General features: G+C 60.8%; 11 protein-coding genes, 1 tRNA gene and 5 pseudogenes. 4 read left to right on the top strand and 13 right to left on the bottom strand.

Annotation, left to right across the window (positions count from 1 at the left end; genetic code table 11):
• Positions 1-102: 102 nt before the first annotated feature.
• Positions 103-692, top strand: a pseudogene (locus AC0L2A_RS30815) (phospholipase effector Tle1 domain-containing protein); the annotation flags it as partial.
• A gap of 376 nt (positions 693-1,068) precedes the next feature.
• Here AC0L2A_RS30815 and AC0L2A_RS30820 read toward each other — a convergent pair.
• The 5 genes and pseudogenes from AC0L2A_RS30820 to AC0L2A_RS30840 form a co-directional block, all read right to left on the bottom strand.
• Positions 1,069-2,988: a potassium transporter Kup gene (locus AC0L2A_RS30820; protein ID WP_473611998.1), complete on the bottom strand. Its 1,920-nt coding sequence runs from the start codon at positions 2,986-2,988 to the stop codon at positions 1,069-1,071.
• Between the two features lie 383 nt (positions 2,989-3,371).
• Positions 3,372-3,767, bottom strand: a complete 396-nt coding sequence (locus AC0L2A_RS30825; RefSeq protein WP_473611999.1) for a hypothetical protein — start codon at positions 3,765-3,767, stop codon at positions 3,372-3,374.
• A 162-nt stretch (positions 3,768-3,929) separates the two neighbouring features.
• A complete protein-coding gene (locus AC0L2A_RS30830; RefSeq protein ID WP_473612000.1) occupies positions 3,930-4,091 on the bottom strand; it encodes a hypothetical protein in 162 nt (53 codons plus the stop codon).
• A 922-nt stretch (positions 4,092-5,013) separates the two neighbouring features.
• Positions 5,014-5,499 (bottom strand): hypothetical protein, encoded by a 486-nt coding sequence (locus AC0L2A_RS30835; protein ID WP_287055076.1) that lies wholly within the window; start codon positions 5,497-5,499, stop codon positions 5,014-5,016.
• 997 nt (positions 5,500-6,496) lie between these two features.
• Positions 6,497-6,662 (bottom strand): annotated as a pseudogene (locus AC0L2A_RS30840) (ferritin-like domain-containing protein); the annotation flags it as partial.
• Between the two features lie 195 nt (positions 6,663-6,857).
• Here AC0L2A_RS30840 and AC0L2A_RS30845 point away from each other — a divergent pair.
• The gene (locus AC0L2A_RS30845; protein WP_473612002.1) at positions 6,858-7,523 is read left to right on the top strand and encodes a DUF6088 family protein; all 666 of its coding nucleotides are present in this window, start codon (positions 6,858-6,860) and stop codon (positions 7,521-7,523) included.
• Positions 7,520-8,561, top strand: a pseudogene (locus AC0L2A_RS30850) (nucleotidyl transferase AbiEii/AbiGii toxin family protein). The gene AC0L2A_RS30845 and the pseudogene AC0L2A_RS30850 overlap by 4 nt, the downstream one beginning before the upstream one ends.
• Positions 8,562-9,000: 439 nt before the next feature.
• Here the strand turns inward: AC0L2A_RS30850 and AC0L2A_RS30855 are convergent.
• Positions 9,001-9,423: a MerR family transcriptional regulator gene (locus tag AC0L2A_RS30855; RefSeq protein WP_473612003.1), complete on the bottom strand. Its 423-nt coding sequence runs from the start codon at positions 9,421-9,423 to the stop codon at positions 9,001-9,003.
• A 64-nt stretch (positions 9,424-9,487) separates the two neighbouring features.
• Between AC0L2A_RS30855 and AC0L2A_RS30860 the strand changes: the two genes are divergently transcribed.
• A complete protein-coding gene (locus tag AC0L2A_RS30860) occupies positions 9,488-10,228 on the top strand; it encodes a cation efflux transmembrane domain-containing protein (RefSeq protein WP_473612004.1) in 741 nt (246 codons plus the stop codon).
• A gap of 494 nt (positions 10,229-10,722) precedes the next feature.
• On the opposite strand, the gene AC0L2A_RS30865 is transcribed toward AC0L2A_RS30860, so the two are convergent.
• The 7 genes and pseudogenes from AC0L2A_RS30865 to AC0L2A_RS30895 all read right to left on the bottom strand — a co-directional run.
• Entirely contained in the window at positions 10,723-12,522 is a 1,800-nt protein-coding gene (locus AC0L2A_RS30865) for an ATP-dependent nuclease (RefSeq protein WP_473612006.1), read from the bottom strand.
• A 972-nt stretch (positions 12,523-13,494) separates the two neighbouring features.
• Positions 13,495-13,821 (bottom strand): hypothetical protein, encoded by a 327-nt coding sequence (locus AC0L2A_RS30870; protein WP_473612007.1) that lies wholly within the window; start codon positions 13,819-13,821, stop codon positions 13,495-13,497.
• Between the two features lie 264 nt (positions 13,822-14,085).
• Positions 14,086-16,329 (bottom strand): PBP1A family penicillin-binding protein, encoded by a 2,244-nt coding sequence (locus AC0L2A_RS30875; RefSeq protein WP_473612008.1) that lies wholly within the window; start codon positions 16,327-16,329, stop codon positions 14,086-14,088.
• A gap of 60 nt (positions 16,330-16,389) precedes the next feature.
• A pseudogene (locus AC0L2A_RS30880) lies at positions 16,390-16,494 on the bottom strand (IS6 family transposase); the annotation flags it as partial.
• A 29-nt stretch (positions 16,495-16,523) separates the two neighbouring features.
• Positions 16,524-16,600, bottom strand: a tRNA-Arg gene (locus AC0L2A_RS30885).
• Between the two features lie 22 nt (positions 16,601-16,622).
• Positions 16,623-16,865, bottom strand: a complete 243-nt coding sequence (locus AC0L2A_RS30890) for a helix-turn-helix domain-containing protein (protein ID WP_473612010.1) — start codon at positions 16,863-16,865, stop codon at positions 16,623-16,625.
• 312 nt (positions 16,866-17,177) lie between these two features.
• Positions 17,178-17,264 (bottom strand): annotated as a pseudogene (locus tag AC0L2A_RS30895) (helix-turn-helix domain-containing protein); the annotation flags it as partial.
• Positions 17,265-17,310 lie beyond the last annotated feature (46 nt).

Consider the following 17,310-nt stretch of genomic DNA (forward strand, 5'->3'; position numbering starts at 1 on the left):
ACGCTTCACCCCAGCCGAATGCGCCAACTACTTCAAGGCAGCTGGATACGACCCAGATTAAACAGGACGCGCTCTAGGTACCGATTCTGGAGGCAATTCAGCTTGAGCAAGAACATTATGGTGTTCTCGGACGGGACCGGCCAGGAGGGTGGTGTTCGAGCAGAACAGCGGATGAGCAATGTTTACAAGCTCTATCGGGCGTGTCGTGTCGGTCCGGAGAGTTCGGTCGCCATCAAGTTTCCTTCTATGACCCAGGACTGGGCACGGAAACGACCGCAACCGCCATGACAGATGTCGTCCGGCGGGTCCAGAAGCTGCTTGCCTCCGTTTCGGGCACCGGTATCGCCGCCAACATTGCGGATTGCTACGAGTTCATCATCAATCACTATCAACCGGGAGATCGCATCTTCCTCTTTGGCTTTAGCAGAGGCGCCTACACCGTCAGAGCGGTTGCCAACCTTCTCATGCTTTGCGGCGTACCGACCCGTGTTGGGGATGCCCCTCTTCCGCGATTTCGAAATTCAACGCGTGATATTGCTGAGGAAGCCGTACGCACCGTGCTCGAGCATGGCGCTGGCCATCCTCGCAAAGATTATGAGGATGAGCGGCTTGAACTTGCGCGCCGATTTCGTGAAAAGTACGGCTCGCACCACGAGACCGGAGAGGTGAACCGTTCTAATGCGGCGCCTTGGCCGGCGGCCTCGAGCCAGCTTCTGTCTCGCGCCTGCATGGCTTCCTGACAGGTCACGATGCGGCGCAGGTTAGGCGGCACGCCGATTTTGGTAACGCTTGCCTGTGAACTGAAAAATTGAAAGTCGGACTTGCGGCACATCGATTACCTTCAAATGAATAAGTTGCTGCCCGGCGAGGTCGTTTCAGCGCATCTCGACTGGTGGGTCGGCAAGACAATAGGGAACGGGAATGATCGCAGGCGTAAAGGGACGGCTTTGGGGCGGAAGCTTCGGGCCTGGAACCGGACCCCAGTTGGGTGCAAGCATCGTGGCCTCCGCCCGGTCAGGCATTCACCGGCTCGGGAAATGCCAATTGATTCTGCTCAACCGGGCATGCCTAAACGGCCACCTGCGTCCCGATCTCGACCACACGTCCGGTCGGGATCTGGAAATACTCGGTCGCATCCGCTGCCGTGCGCGCCAAGCCGATGAACAGCTTGTCCTGCCACACGGGCATGCCGGAATTGGGTGACGCCTTGAGCGAGCGCCGCGACAGGAAGAAAGAGGTCGTCATGACGTCGAACTTCCAGCCCTGCTTGCGGCAGATCGCCAGCGCACGCGGAATGTTGGGCTGTTCCATATAGCCGAAGGTCAGCGTCACCCGCATGAACAGATCGTTGATCGTTTCCATCTTGACCCGCTCGCTGTCGGGCACGACGGGTTGTTGCGCTGTCACCACCGAGAGGATGACGTTCTGTTCGTGCAGCACCTTGTAGTGCTTCAGGCTGTGCATCAACGCGGTCGGCGCGCTGGCGGGATCGCTGGTCAGGAACACGGCCGTACCGGACACCAGCTGCGGTTTCTTCTTCAACAGATTGCCTGCAAGGAAATCGAGCGGAATCTCGTTCCTGCGCGTCTTGTCGAATAGATACCTGGTGCCTCTTATCCAAGTCCACATGGTCATCACGATCACTGCGGCAATGGTAAGCGAGGCCCAGCCGCCTTCGAATACCTTGACAATGTTGGCTGCAAAGAAGCCGGTATCGATGAAGACGAACACCGCCATTAAGGCGATCGCGACGCCGAGCGGCCATTTCCAGATGCGCGTCATGACGACATAAAGCAGTATGTTCGTCACCAGCATGTTGCCGGTCACCGAAATACCGTAAGCCGAGGCCAGTCTGCTGGATTCGCCGAAGCCGACCACCAGCAGCATCACCACCAGCGCCAGCAACAGGTTGACGCGCGGCAGGTAGATTTGGCCCGACTGTTTTTCCGACGTATGCTGGATCACGAAACGCGGCAGCATGTTGAGCTGTACCGCCTGCCTGGTCAGCGAGAAGGCGCCGGAGATCACCGCCTGGCTGGCGATCACCGTCGCCGCCGTCGCCAGCACCACCATCGGGATAAGCGTCCAGCCTTCGTTCATCTCGAAGAAGGGATGACCGACGACACCGCCATGCGCCAGCACGAAGGCGCCCTGCCCGACATAGCTGAGCAACAGGCAAGGAAACACTACCGCCAGCCAGGCAAGCACGATCGGCTTGCGCCCGAAATGGCCGAGGTCGGCATAGAGCGCCTCGGCGCCGGTGACGGCGAGAAAAACCGCACCAACCGTGACGAAGGCGACTTCGGGCGAGTTGATCAGGAATGACACGATATAATGCGGGCTGATTGCCAGCAGGATTTCCGGGTCGTCCATGATGTGGTTGAGGCCGGAAAGGCCGATGGCCAGGAACCACAGCGCGGTAACGGGCCCGAACACCAATCCTACGCCGCCGGTGCCAAACCGCTGTACCGCAAACACGATCGCCAGGATGGCCAGTGTCAGCGGCACCACATAGGGCTGGAATGTCGGCGTGACGACATTCATACCTTCGACCGCCGACAGTACCGAGATTGCCGGCGTAATGACTGCGTCGCCGAAAAAAAGCGCCGCGCCGACGATGCCGATGCCGAGGATCACCGCAGAGTGGGTCGGGAAACTGTTGCGCGCCAGCGCCATAAGCGACAGCACTCCGCCCTCGCCTCGATTGTCGGCGCGGAGCACGAACATGATGTATTTGATCGTCACGGTGATCGTCAGCGACCAGATGATCAGCGAGAGTACGCCGAGGATGTCGCCACGGTTGGCGACGTTGCCACCGGCTGATGCATGCAACGCCTCGCGAAATGCATAGATCGGGCTGGTGCCGATATCGCCGTAAACGACACCGAGTGCGCCCAGCATCAGCACCTTGGTGCTGTGCTGCTCGACCTCAGAATGGCTCGATTGTTCGACAGGTGCTGCCTCGTTACCAGCATTGGTAAGGGCCATGGACGACACTCCGATAAGCGCGCGGTGCTCTACGCTTGCTGCACTGCAATATCAAGTGCCGTTACGTAATGTCTGCCGGCATCGCCTGTCGTTGCTCGCCTTGGCAGACTCGCCAGCCCCGAAGCCCTACCGACGAGCAATAGCGCACCGGCAGAACCCTCAAGCGCCCAGATCAATGAATGGTTCTCGACCACAGTGCCCCCCGCGATGCGACCGATGGCGACCAGGGTGTCGGGGCGCACAAGGATGGCGGTTTCCTGAGAGATGATGGGGGAGAACAAGTCCGCGCTTGGGAGGGCCACAAACGCCCGCTCAGCGGCTGCCTCGTCCTCCGCAACGCTGAGGAAGGCCCGATCGCCTATGAATGGCAACTGCAAGCTCTCCTACCGAACAATCAGTTCGGCACGCCCGCTTCGGAATTCGTGCTTGGCAAGGAACGACACGATTCCCGCGGCAATCTTTTTGCCGCCCTGTTCCGAAGGCTCGATGGCGTTGACAAAGTCGGCGTCCTCGCCGCAGACAATGCGAAGGTCGATCAGCGGAACGCCGCGCACGGCGGCTGCTCGTGCGCCGACCTGCCTAAGGGTTTTCCCTTTCTTCGCGAGAACTTTGGCTTTCTTCTTCTCATCCATGTCGACGACCTTGATCCGTATGGCTGCAGACCCAGTAAACGGCTGCAATGATGGCGGCAGCCCGGCACATGCCGTTGCTGAAGACACGTCTTGATCATTGCTCGGGAACAGCGCACGTTTGCGGGTGATCTCGCGCAGCCTCGGCAATCTCCGGGGATGTATTTTGTCGCAGTGCAACTTCGGTCCGCATTGGCGCGCGCCTCGAACACTTTTTGCGAGCAGACCTGCTTGGCTAATTCGATCGGTAGATAAACTCGCAAGGGGCACCTCAGCCTCAGCGATTCCCAGCTCGGCTGCAATCTGCTTTTTTCACTTCTTGCCTGCCGAGCGAAACCTCGACGCCCACATCTCGTCTATGTGTAGTTGTTGGTGACGCGCCTTGCCCGGAAGCCCTTGCCCGAAGGTCTGCGCGGCTGGCAACAGCAACACCACCGTGGCAAGCCGCGCAATTTGATAGGGGAATGTATTCATGGCCGGCCTCCTGCAGGTGCCTATGACAACAATGGCAAAGTCATTGTGGCGTTCCAGGAATGGAAAACCAGGCGCAGCCTCTCGGCCATGCGTCGCTGACAAGGCTACAGTTTCCATACGGGGAACTGGATGCTGCTCGATCTCTACGGCACGTTGCCCGCCGCTTCCGGTCGCCGGACCTCTTTTCGACAGATCGGGAATTAGCTGGAAGACTCACGGATTCGATTTCATCCCGCAAGGCTGCGGAAATACGGCATTCGGCATCGCTATCCTGGAGAAGCTTTGACCGTGGTGCTGATGAAGGAGGCGCTACGGCTGCTGTCCCGCCACATGTCCTATGAGGTGCTTGAACAGGATCTGCAGCTGGACCTGTGGCGAATAAGCCAAAAAAACGCCTTTGCTCTTACTCACGTCCGGACGACAGCGGGCGCCTCCACTTGGGCTGGCGGGCCACATAGGTAGCCAGAGACCTGGTATCCGGGAGTAAAAACTGATGATCAAAGAAAAGGTACGGGAAGCGATCATCGCAGAGCTCCAGCGTTGATCCGAATCCGACCGGTCAAAGCTCCGAATCTGCGACTGCGCAGACAAGTTCGCAGTGGATGGTGATGAACCTGGAGCTTCTGGCACGTAGTTGTGGAAATGGAGCAACGCCAGCGGCACCATCTGGGCCGTCGACGAGGTATCTTGGTCCGGCTTTGCCGCACTCCATGCGCGCGCCGCAAGCACATCTGGGCGCAGCGCAGCGTCAGCGGCGGGTGGTCATTAGGCAGAGATTTGCGAGGCCGTCCGGATTTGTGTTCACGAACTGAATCGACACACCCGCGGTCGCGGCGATGCCGTGGGCCGAACGGTTCTCCACTTCATGCCGTGGTACAGAAGCTTTTTGCACAGGAGTTCAATGGCCACGATATGCCCGGCGCTATGGCCCTACCTTGCCTTTTCGCATCTCCTGCGCGACTAGTCCGCCGGCAGCCAAACCTAGAGCGAGCGCTACATACGCAGCTGCGATGGAGCGCTTAGAAAGCACTGTCTCCCAGCCCGGGGTCAGCCGCTTCGGCACAACGAGATAGTCCACAGCCGCAGCGATCGCGGCTACCGCGGAGGCATCGCGCAGCATCAGTAGCGGCGACCGCGGAGGATTTCTGGCGAGCCAAGCCTCGAAAGGAGCGGCCCAGAATATGGCCGAAGCATGATGGGTGCCGAAGCCGACCGCAGTGTGCGCGAGGTCGGCCTTCCTAACCGCACCAGCCTTGTCGCCGTGGAGCCAGTGGCTGGTGGCGTTGGTCGGCTGCAGCGCCGACTTTCCTTCGGCTTTGGCCAGAAGGGCGAGGAACGCCGCCGTCACAACACTTGCGACCGTGCCGGTCACGCCTGTCGAAAGTCCAGTCTTCAGCAAGCCGTTCACCTTAACCTCCGTAACTCTCCCTCTTTTTTAACCGCCGAACCGAAGCTCAGTTCCCGACACCTCCATTAACGGCAAGGAGCTGTATCCCGACTGAAGTGTCAATCCGCCGACGGCGCGTTCTTTTCGCGTCTGTCAGGTGATTGCGACCGCCCGGGTATACGGTGGTAGAAATCATTTTCTGCGCCGCCGCCCCGGAAGAGGTTTCATTTAAATTCCGCCAAGTTTTACACTGCCATCGCACATTCATCGATGGACTGCGGCAGTTGCGGCCTTGCTGCGGGTGTTTTCGCCTCTTGCGGCTTCACCGTTTGCGGCGCCTGGAAAGCCGGCGGTGATTTAGGCGAACCTGCCGCCCCGCAGGCTCCAGAGCAGCAAGGGCCATTGATCGCCCGATATCGGCCAGCGGCGATGACGCGTCGGCTATGGCGAGCGGCAATGTCAATGCGCCCCGCGTCCAAGCCACCTGTGCCGCAAGAATCCCCTGCGCAAGGGCCGAAACTTTTTCGCTCACCGCCTTGACGGTTTCCGGCCGACCTGAAACCAGCGAACTGGTTGCCTCGGCAGCCAGGATCGGCAACCGCAACCCCACAACCCAGGGCGCGAGCATCAGGTTCTGGGCAAGAGCAATCTCAGCGCGGACGCGCCTTCCTCGGTGACTGGCCAACACTCGTTACTCCTTCTGTTTGGATTTTGCGGGTCCAGATAGGGGGCCGGCAATGACCACCAACAACATGCGCCTGTTCAGGGTTCCATAGCCCCAGTCCTTCCGTCTCGGCCCGTTCTCGTCAACGAGCTTGTCCATGCCGCCGATTAACCGCAGTCGAAAGCAGATGGTCGTCCCCGCTCGTCTCAAGGTAGCCGAACTTGGCACAAATGCTGACCCGTTAGGTTCGCTTGTATGCCGCGCTCGCCGAGAAAGGCCGGCGGCTGATCTCTGAACGGACCAAGCCTCGCCTCTCGCAAGGACACTTTCGGCCGATCACCCCGCCTACAATCCCTCCGGCCCGGCATCGGAATCGTCGATTCCTTTCCCGGTGGAGCCGCGCAGGTAATATTCGGCCTCCATGTATTCCAGATTGAGCGGCACACCGGAAAATGTGTTCGTCTTTAATGTCGTCCTGCGCATAGGCGCGGGAAGCCGGGAAAAGCCAATCTCTCAGCACGGGGACCAGTGCTGCGCGATCCGAACGTGTTCGAGAGACATCTACAGCATCCGCGCCGGGGGTAACTCGCCTGACGCCGCCAGCGGCGAAATGGCGGCGCGCCTCAGCGCGCGCGACCGCGGAGTGTCCGAAAATTGTAGCATATTTCGGACTCATACCTTGCCTTTTGTCCGAAACTTGTCGCATATTTCGGACATGCCCATTGTTGAGCCCGATACCGACCTTCGCTCGCGTCTGCTTGCCCGCATTGAGTCCAAACCCGATGAGGTCTGGACCCCCGGCGACTTCGCCGATCTCGGCGCGCGCGCCGCCGTGGACAAGACCCTGCAGCGCCTGGCAGCCGCCGGGGAGCTGCGCCGGATCGACCGAGGCCTCTATGACCGGCCGCGCACGAACAACCTGACTGGCCGCGCCACCGTGCCGGACTATCGCGCTGTGATCCGCGCCGTCACGCGCCGCGATCGGGCGCGCGCCGTCATCGATGGTATGACGGCCGCCAACGACCTCGGCCTGACAACCGCCGTCCCCGCCCGAATAGAAGTGCTGGTCGATGCGCGGTTGAAGCCAATCAAGCTCGGCACCCAGGAAATCCACTTCAAATACGCTGCCCCTAGCCGCCTCTATTGGGCGGATCGGCCGGGGATGCGGGTCGTCCAGGCCTTGCATTGGATGCAGGACATGCTGACCCAGAAGGGCGAACGGAAGCGTATCCAGGCGACGTTGCGCCGCCTGTTTGCCGACCCCAGGTACGGCGAGGCCATTCGCGAGGATCTGCGCGCCGGTCTCTCCGCCGTGCCGATCTGGATGCAGGAGTTCCTCCGCGAAATCCTGAGGGCGGACCCGCACGAGGCGAAGCCATGAGTACCGATGCTTACCGCCAGATCATCGCGGCATCCCCACGTGACCGGCTCGACCTGTTCCTCACCACGGCCAATCGAGTCGGAGCTCCGGTGGGCAATGTCGAAAAGGATTTCTGGGTCTGCTGGACTCTCAATTCGCTCTACCACGGACGGCCTGCGGGGAGCCACGGCTGCTGTTCAAGGGCGGGACGTCGCTGTCAAAAGGCTATGGCCTCATCCAGCGTTTTTCCGAGGACATCGACGTTACCGTGTTCCGCGACGATCTCGACGAGGCTGCCTCGGTCGAAGAGCTTGAGGGACTGTCGAACAGGAAGCGTCGCGCCAAGCTCGACGCCATCCGGGATGCCTGCCGTGCGTATATCACAGGGCCGCTGCGAGACTTCCTCACCGCTCAACTTGCCGACATTACGAACGGCGCCGGACGGGTCGAGCTCGACGAAGCCGATGCCGATGGTCAGACCCTGCTGCTCTGGTATCCCGAGGTCGAGCCGCGTGATGGCGCCTATGTGCGACCGGCCATACGCCTCGAGTCCGGGGCGAAATCGGCACTCGATCCCAATCGCGCCATCACGATCACGCCCTATGTCGCGGGGGAAGCGGCAGGCATAGATCTCACCGTCGCCAACGTGACCACGATCGAGGCAACCCGCACATTTTGGGACAAGGTGGTGATCGCCCATGGATTGCGCCGCTGGTACGAGCGGCGCGGCGAACTGCGGCAGGAAGGCCAGCGGGTGTCTCGGCACTATTACGACCTGCACTGTCTTCTCGGATCCGAGACCGGAAAGGCCGCGCTCGGCGATCTCGATCTTGGCGCCGATTGTGTGCGGCACGCACGAATGTTTTTCGACCGTCCCGACTATGACCTCGCCTCAGCAGTCCCGGGCAGCTTCGCAATCGCGCCCGCTCCAAGATGGTGGACGCGCTCACGCGCGACTATGCCAATACGGCGGCCATGATCTTCGGCACTCCGCCGAGTTTCGATGACATTCTGGAATCAGCGCGGCAGATTGAGCAGGACATCAACACCCATTCCTAGTCGCCTGGCCACGTCGCCGGGGCATCATCAAGGCGTCGTCGAGCAAATGGTCTGCTACTTCAAACCCGAGGACATCGAAAAAACTTCACGCTGGCCGAGAGGACATGCATCGGCAGTTCGCTGAACTGCGGGTTCGCTTTCTTGGTCGCAAGTATCAAACCGGGCGTGGCCACGATTTCGCATATCATGGGTTCTCGCGGCGCCTCGGTACCATGGTCAGGGCTGTTGACATCGTGTTCGAGAAGCTCCCCCCAGAGCTGGACGAAATCCCCGAGAGGGACACGGTCGTCGACGCGACGCTGACTATCCAGGCATGCGTAATGAACGCGTTCGGGTGTCTCGATAATTTGGCCTGGGCATGCTGATTTTCTCGCCTCCGTTCTGGTCATGTATTTTCAGTCGCCATTCGCGTCCCGCGAACGCTGCCATCACCGTCGGATCAAGCCGCTAACTTCCCATGCGCATGAGTTCGGTCGGCGAGCGTTTCGATCACGCGACATTCGCCGACCCGCCCACAGGCGCATTCCTCGACCATCTTCCGCAATTCCTTGCGCAGTGCCTTGAGGCTGGAGATGCGCTTCTCCACCTCGACCAGCCGCGCCTTCGCGATCTCGTCGGCTCGGGCGCATGATTGATCCGGATTGTCCTGCAACGAAAGTAGCGTGCGGATCGCATCAACCTCGAACCCGAGTTCTCGCGCGTGCCGGATGAAGGCAAGCCGCGTCACGGCCATCCTTCCATAGCGTCGCTGCTTACCTTCGGTTCGACCCGTTTCGGGCATCAAGCCAATTTGCTCGTAGTAGCGGATCGTCGGTACCTTCACCGCCGCGCGACGAGACAATTCACCAATCGACAGATCCATAAAAAAAACCTCTTGAACCTATAGCTACTAGACAGATTACAGTGTCTTCATCAAGGAGTCACCGATGTCTGAAACTTGCTGCGATCACGAAACCATAAGCTGCGCGGGACCGCCGCAGCTGGTTCTGCCGGCGAACCTGCGCGATCAAGATCATGCAGCGGAAGCCTCATGCTGTTCGGGTGGCGTGGCGGTCTTCGACGGCATCAACCCGCGCTACAAGCGTGTGCTCTGGACGGTCATCGCCATTAACGGCGCCATGTTCCTGACCGAAATGACTGCCGGCTCACTTGCCGGTTCTCAGGCTCTCAAGGCCGACGCACTGGATTTCCTTGCTGACACCGTCACCTATGGGCTGAGCCTCGCGGTCATCGGTGCGAGCCTGAGGACACGCGCAACGGCTGCGCTGTTCAAGGGTCTGTCGCTCAGCCTGACGGCGCTCTGGGTTTTCGGCTCGACCGTCTATCACACGCTGATCCTCGGCGTACCCAGCGCGGAAGTCATGGGCATCATCGGCTTTCTGGCCCTTGCCGCCAATCTCGCTTCCGTTGGTTTTCTGATGCCCTACAAGGATGGTGATGCGAATGTCCGCTCGGTTTGGCTGTGCTCGCGCAACGACGCGATCGGCAACATGGTGGTGATGGCCGCAGCCCTCGGCGTTTGGAGTACGTCGAGCGCATGGCCGGATCTGGCCGTCGCCGGACTTATGGCTGGAATCTTTCTAAGCTCATCGGTGCAAATCCTGCGGCAGGCCTGGAGCGAATACAGCGAAGGCGCACACGGCCGAACGGCTGTGCCTGCCGAATAATCTGTCAGTTATATGAGCAAGAGCGGATGTCAAAGATACCCGTCTCGCTGTCAGCATCGGGTCGAAGCTGCTGTAGGTCGCCGCGAATGACAGAGTAGCGAAGGATCTCTGTTGGGCCTAATCGTGATGGATACGAACCCGGCACAGCTCCGCTGTTCGGTTCCGCACTGCATATTTATACTTTCACCCTAGGTGATTGCGATCCTGCCCAAGGTCCACCCGGTTCCGAAACGGCACAATGCGCTATGAGCCGACATTGCCATAGGGATCAGAAATCGGGCATTCCGCTTCGTGCCCATGTGCGCCGTTCGGGCTGGCCTAGGAAATTCCGCCAGAACTGATCGCCGGTGATGACCATGACAATATGATCATGATTGAGCTTCTGCGACGCCCGAGTGCGTAGCGATTCGCCGACGAACTAACCCAAAGCATGTAGCAGGGGAAGTTCGTTCCCAGACGGCGCTTAACCATTCGGTGTCTTTAGCCGGCCGGCGTCACAGCAGCTTGTTGTAGGCGTCCAAGATTGTTTGGGCGCGATCGAGGGTTTTTGGAACGACGCCCGTTTTCGCATCCAGCGCTTTCGGGTTGCGGATCAACCAGGCCGCAGGCGTGAAGTGGTCGAGTTCGGGGACGTCGGCCGGCATGACAGCGAATGCCGCCTCGGCCTGCTTCATCAATCGCTCCGTACCGGACGCTGCGTTCTTCAGCTTGTCGGCCGTCAACCCATTGCCGCCGTTGAGCCCATATGTGGCGTTGAGTATCGTGGCGAAGAGCTCCGGCTCGAAAATATCCTCGATGTCCGCCTCGGCTCGCCCGAGGAAGTCCGCCAAGGTGTAGAAGTGCCCGGCCTGCAACACCTGTGACCGCTTCATCTCCTCCACCTTACGCTTATCGCCATGCGCTTGGTCCGATAGCACGGCGACATGGAGGGCGTTGCCCGCGAACATTGCGACGAACGGCCGGATTTTGTCGATCCCGCCGGCTGGGCACATGGTCCAGCGCTGATCGAGACCAGGCCTGCCACGCCTCTTCAGAGCGTCCGACAGGGCCTGGATGTAGAGGATGTCGCCCGGACCTTCAACGAGCAGCGTATGCTTGCCCACGAACAGCGACTGGGTGATCTCGTACCCGAGCGCGCCCTGAAGCGGGAATAGGGTGTCGGGATCGCGGGTCAGCACGTCGCTACGCACCTTGGTACCGATCGGCACACGGCGAGCGCCCTTCATCTCGACCTGGTCCTGGACGATGCGGACCGACGCCAACTCGTCGGCGGGCACCATGAAAGGTGAGTGGGTCGAATATATGATCTGATGGTAGGGCGCGAGCTTCTCCTTGAAGAAGCGTAGCAAGTCCGCTTGCGCCTTGCCGTGGAGCGTCAGACCGGGCTCATCGAGCAGCAGCACGACTGGCTTCTCCTCATCCTTCACCTGGGCGAACTTGACGAGAAACGAGAAGAACCAGACGAAGCCGGCGCTGCGCTCGGAAAAGGGTGTGTCGACGCGGTGGAGCTGATTGTTAATGCGTGCCCACGCGATCGTGCCGGTGTTGAGTGGCACCAGGTCGCCTGATCGAGCCTGCTCCACGCGCACCGCAACGCTGAGGTCGGGGTTCTGGGTCCAATACTCGAGCACCTGATCGGTGATGTTATTGGAGGCAGCCTGAAGACGCGCGTTGAAGGTTTCGTAGGTGGTTACCTGGGTGATCTCATCGATCGACACGCCGGCATAGTCGAGGAACTCGGCGAACAACCGCACGCCGCGATGAGTGTCGCTATTGATCTGACCGCTGGCGATGAGCTGGCGAGTCTGCTCGAGTTGGATTGCGCCATCCATGCGGTCGTAGGACGCAAAGTACATGAACTTCGGCAGCATAGCGCGGACGAGATTGCCAACCTGTGCGGTCGCCGACCCATGCTTCGCCATGTGAGTCTTGAGTTGCTCATGGCGCTCGGTCGGAGAGGAGAGCTTGCCAAGGGCCTCGATGAGGGTCGTCGTGGTCGTCACGCTTGAAAGGACAGAGCGCTCGGACTCGTCTAGGGCGAAGCGCTCGTACACGTTTTTTAGTGCCGTATTGAAATCGATGTCGGCATCGACCGCTATGTCCTTGCCGTAACTCCGCTCGACCTTGACGACGTCGCTCGTGACTACACCAGGACCCAGCGCGGAGCTGATCTGTGTTAGTTCGGCCGCGGACAATTTCCACCTAGTCGAGATGGCCACCGCCTCTTTGTCCTTGTGGCGTTCCTCGTATTGGGTGAGCAGGCGACGCGGATAGTCGCGTTCCTTGTCGAACACTGCGGGTGTGGCCGGATGCGGGTTTAACGCCGCGAGTGCGAGAAGGATGGCACTCTTGCCCTGCCTCGTTCTTGCCGACGAGACAGGTTACGGGATCAATTGAGAACTCCTCCCTGTCGTCGACTGAACGAAAGTTAGTGACGTGGACCTTCACAAGCTACATCGGCTGCCCCCCTGATCTTCGGCATTTTTGTGAAGAACTTAAGCGGATAAGATGCTTTTGCAACGTGCAATATTTGCCGATCAACCTGCCGGCGAACCGGCTTTCCCGCGCCGTTCCTTGTCGACGTGTGCTCGACCGCCCCTCGAAGAACCTCTACGAACGAATGCTTAGAACCTATCGGATCTGCAATTGGTCGGCGAACAGCCAATTGAGTGATGGAGCGCAATTGATCATCTTGATTGAGGACGTCGGCGAGTTCCGCTTTGGGTCAAAGGCGTGAATTTGACGACATAACGGTTTCAATCAGCGCGGAAAGTTTCGAACAGAAACGGGAAGCTGAAATGGCTGGCAGAACTGCCGCTGCATGAAAGACTCAGTCCCGCGAGTTTTCAGCTACGTCCAGGCGAAAAAGACGGAATTCGGCATTGCTCGCGTTCTCGACGTTTCGGACATTCACGTAGATAGTCGACCTGCTTGGCAATCGAGTCGAGGCTGATGTTGCCGCCGCTCGCGTAGGCGACCAATCACAAAACAATTGTAAGAAGCGCCTCCCCTAGCTTTGCGGCAGGGGATAACTCATTCGTTCACTCTTTGTTCTTTCCAGAAAACGCCTGGCGAGATATAGTCTGGCGAGTCCTTCGGAGCCATCCTGCAGGTCATCGTTGAGGTCACTGCGTACCTGATGAGGTCGGACGGGAGGGGCCCGGCGGCGCTAACAGCGCCAGCCACCATGGCGGGGTTGGCGGCCGGCGTTTCCTTCATGTATGTGACAGCCATGCTCGTCAAAGTCTGACCGACCGCATTCGGGATCAAGTCTCGGTCCCAAGGTCCTCGAAGCGGCAGTAGTAGGTGATCCGGTCCGTGGTGCCGCCGTTCAGCGGTATCCCGCGAAGGGTGACGGTGACGATTTCGCTGCGCGGTTTCGCGACGATCGTGCCGTTGACGGTCACGTCGGGGTAGTCGTCAGGAACCAGCGTGAACGGCGTCTCGCCATTCCTCGTCTCTCCGAGCCGGACGTTTCCGAAGTCGTAGTCGCCCACGGCGGCAAAGGTCGGCTCCATCCTGTCATCCGACAGGAGCAGGTAGAACGAGCCGGCGGCGGGATCGCTCTCTGGGATTGTGCCCCAAAGCGACATCTCGGCCTTCCCCTTGGTGGGCTGGATTTGCGCAACCAGGTTGCGGCATGTGACTCGGCGCCGAACCATGACCCCACGCAATTCGCCCCTATACTATTGGTATCGCGATCATACCAGCGCTGAAAGAGGGGCAAACATCGGCGCCGGTCGTGACCCCTCAGCTGGTCAGGAAAAGCGGAATAAATCAAACGGTTCACACACATTGGGGTAGAGGTAATGGTTTGGCGCCGGTTCACACGCCATCGCGTGAAGAAGGCCAGGACCCTATTTTTCGCAAAGCCTCCGTGGCCCGCGATAGGGCTGGAAAGTACAATCCTCGGCCCTGAACGAGCGGTAGGACCGGGAACAAGCGCGCACATTGCATGCAACCGGCGCATCCGCATCCGCCGATGCTGTCACGGCCTCGCCTTGGGGCTCGCCGGCCGCATCGGCAAGTGCCGCCGACATGAAGTTTCGCCAGATCGCCGCCGGCAGTTTTCCGCCGGTCATCTTGTTCATCGGCGAATCGTCGTCGTTGCCGATCCACACGCCGGCAACCAGTGGCTCGCTGAAGCCGATGAACCAGGCGTCACGGTGGTTCTGGCTGGTGCCGGTCTTGCCCGCGGCAAAACCGTCGATCGCCGCTTCCTTGCCCGTGCCGCGCGCCACGACCAGCTGCAGCAACCCGACGAGGTCGCGTTGAACGGCGCTCAGATCCACGTCCGGCTGTTTTGACGGGCCGACGCGAAAAGCCTGCGGCTGGCCCTCGCTTTGAAACGAGATAATGCCCCATGGCTCGATCGGCGCGACGCCCGCCCGCACCGAAGCAAAGGTGCCGGTAATGTCGAGCAGGTTCACCTCGGATGCGCCCAGCGCCAGCGCCGGCGTCTCGGCCAGCTTGGCGTCGATGCCGAGTTCGCGCGCCGCCGCCGCGACATTCTTGATGCCGACCTCCTGCGCGAGATTGACCATCGCCGCGTTCAGCGACCGCACGAACGCTTCGGCGATCGAGACGCGGCCATTATATTCGCCGCCAAAATTTTCCGGCGCCCAGCCGGCGATCTCGATCGGCCGGTCCTCGACGCGGTCGCGCGGCGACAGACCGGACTTGAGCGCTGCGTAAAGCACGAATAGCTTGAAGGTCGAGCCCGGCTGCCGCATCGCGGTGACCGCCCGGTTGAACTCGCTCTTGCCGTAGTCGCGGCCGCCGACCATCGCCACCACCGCGCCGTCCGGCGTCATCGCGACCAGCGCCGCCTGCGATGCGTTGGCCTGCTGTCCCTCGGCGTCTAGCGCGTCCTTGACCGCCTTTTCCGCCAGCGCCTGAAGCCTTGGAATGATCGTCGTGCGCACCTTGATCGTGCCGCGATACGGCCCGGCGATCTCGCGCGCGTCCTGGATCACCCAGTCGGAAAACCAGCTGCCGGCGCGCTCGGCGGGCCGCGTCGGATGCAGCGTGGCGAATTCCGCCTTGGCCGCCGCCGCGCCCGCCGCCTCGAGCTTGCCGTTCTCCACCAGCACGTCGAGCACGACCGAGGTGCGCTCGGCGGCACCCTGCGGATTGGTCAGCGGGTTGAGCTGCGACGGTGCCCGGATGATGCCGGCCAGCAGCGCTGATTCTCGCAGATCGAGCTCGTTGACCGCCTTGTCGAAATAGACCCGCGCCGCCGCCGGCACGCCGGTCGCGCCGGCGCCGAGATAGATGTTGTTGAGATAGCGCGTAAGGATCTCGTCCTTGCCGAACTTGCCCTCCAGCCAGAAGGCGATGACCAGTTCCTGGAACTTGCGTTTGAACGTCCGGTCGCTCTCCAGATAGAGGATTTTTATCAATTGCTGCGTGATGGTGCTGCCGCCCTCGACGACCTCGCCGGCGCGCAGATTGCGCCAGATCGCCCGCCCGACGCCGCGAAAATCAATGCCGTAATGCTCATAGAACCGCCGGTCCTCGATCGCCAGCACGGCGTCGATGAGATGCGGCGGAAATTCCTCGCGCTTGGCGTAGCCGCCCTGAAACGGCCCCTGCTGCACGATCGGCGTGCCGTCGGCGCTTTCCAGCACCACCACCGGCTTCAGCGATCCTTCGGCGATCTCCTGCCACGGAACGTCGCGCAGCGCCCAGTAGAAAAGCCCGACGGCCAGCGCCAGCCCGGCGATCGAGGCGAGCGCCAGCGCCCTGAACCACGTCAACCGCCGTCTGCCCGCGCCCGCCGGCCGGCCGCTTTCGCTTGCCGCCCGAAAGCCGCGCCACCGCTCCGCGAGCGGCGTCATCGTCCCCGGCAGCCCCCTGATCGAACCCGCAATGGATCCGAGCCGGGCTTCCAGCCGCGAAATGTCGGTTTCCCCCACCCTCGCCCGTAGCCGTGCTGCCGCCGCCGACAGTTTCCGCGCTGCATTATGTGCCGCCGCGGAAAAATCCTGGCGCAGCGCGACGGCGAGTTCACCTGCCGCCCTGCCGCTGCGGCCAAATGACGGCCGCGATTGGTCATCCCGATCGCTCTCGCTCTCTGGAGCTTTCTTCTTGCCCGCCATCAAGTTTTCATTCCGCGCGTCCCTGCCGTTTTTTAGGCTCCGTGCAAATTTTTCACCTAGTCAGGGAAGTTCGCGGAATTCGAACTGCTCAGCAAGAGAAAGGTTCGGATTGGCGTACCTCGCCTGTCGTTTGCACATCATGTGGACCATTTCGATGCCAGATAGGATAATGGCAGCGGTGATTTTCAAATAGGTGGTGCGCTCGGCAGGGCTTGAACCTGCAACCGCCAGATTCGAAATCTGGAACTCTATCCAACTGAGCTACGAGCACGTCACCGACCCCTTTGGGCCGGCTATCGAAGCAAGGCGCCTTCCGGCAATCTCAGGGCGGCGGCAATGCGACGGAGCTTGATCGGGTCGGCGTCGATGCCGCTTTCGAGGTCGGCGATCTCCTTGACCGCCAGTCCGCATGTCAGCGCCAGTTCCTCAATGCTGTAGCCTATGGAGTCCCGGATCGCGCTGACGACGTTGGCGACGGCGTCGACCGCGGCCGCTGCGGTTTCGGGCACAGCGTAATCTTTGCCGGAATAGGACATGGGCAACTCCATTGATCGAAATCGGGCCGCGACCTGTTGAATTCTCCGGTGTGGGGCGGAAGGGGGCAGACAATGCCCTCCCGTCAATGATTTGCAAGCCGGGAAAGCACGGTCGCGATTAGGGCCGTCAGGAGCGGTGACGCCACGACGTCACTCGCGGGACAACGGCTACACTCTGACCGGTGCGGGACGAGACTCACCGCCGCCCTGGCCGCAACACTGCCAAGACCAAACGACCCGGCAACAGCACGGTCATGCCGGTCGCACCGCCGGCGTGGCAGACGATCTTTCCGCACGCATGGGAGCTATTGGAAGATCCCCCCATGCCCGGTAGCGTCCCCTGCCGGTGATTTCGCGCAGGCCGAGTTCGGCGACGAGATTAGCCGCCCGCGTCGTCACCGACTTCAAAAAGGACATCGAGTTGATCATCGCCACGACCCAGCGA

The sequence above is a fragment of the Mesorhizobium sp. WSM4844 genome (genome assembly GCF_055811775.1).

Excerpts from the sequence above, each read along its gene's own strand:
- AC0L2A_RS30845 (WP_473612002.1), top strand. The coding sequence starts at position 6,858 with ATGCCCATTGTTGAGCCCGATACCGACCTTCGCTCGCGTCTGCTTGCC.
- AC0L2A_RS30820 (WP_473611998.1), bottom strand. The coding sequence starts at position 2,988 with ATGGCCCTTACCAATGCTGGTAACGAGGCAGCACCTGTCGAACAATCG.
- AC0L2A_RS30855 (WP_473612003.1), bottom strand. The coding sequence starts at position 9,423 with ATGGATCTGTCGATTGGTGAATTGTCTCGTCGCGCGGCGGTGAAGGTA.
- AC0L2A_RS30890 (WP_473612010.1), bottom strand. The coding sequence starts at position 16,865 with ATGTCCTATTCCGGCAAAGATTACGCTGTGCCCGAAACCGCAGCGGCC.
- AC0L2A_RS30860 (WP_473612004.1), top strand. The coding sequence starts at position 9,488 with ATGTCTGAAACTTGCTGCGATCACGAAACCATAAGCTGCGCGGGACCG.
- AC0L2A_RS30875 (WP_473612008.1), bottom strand. The coding sequence starts at position 16,329 with ATGGCGGGCAAGAAGAAAGCTCCAGAGAGCGAGAGCGATCGGGATGAC.
- AC0L2A_RS30830 (WP_473612000.1), bottom strand. The coding sequence starts at position 4,091 with ATGAATACATTCCCCTATCAAATTGCGCGGCTTGCCACGGTGGTGTTG.
- AC0L2A_RS30870 (WP_473612007.1), bottom strand. The coding sequence starts at position 13,821 with ATGTCGCTTTGGGGCACAATCCCAGAGAGCGATCCCGCCGCCGGCTCG.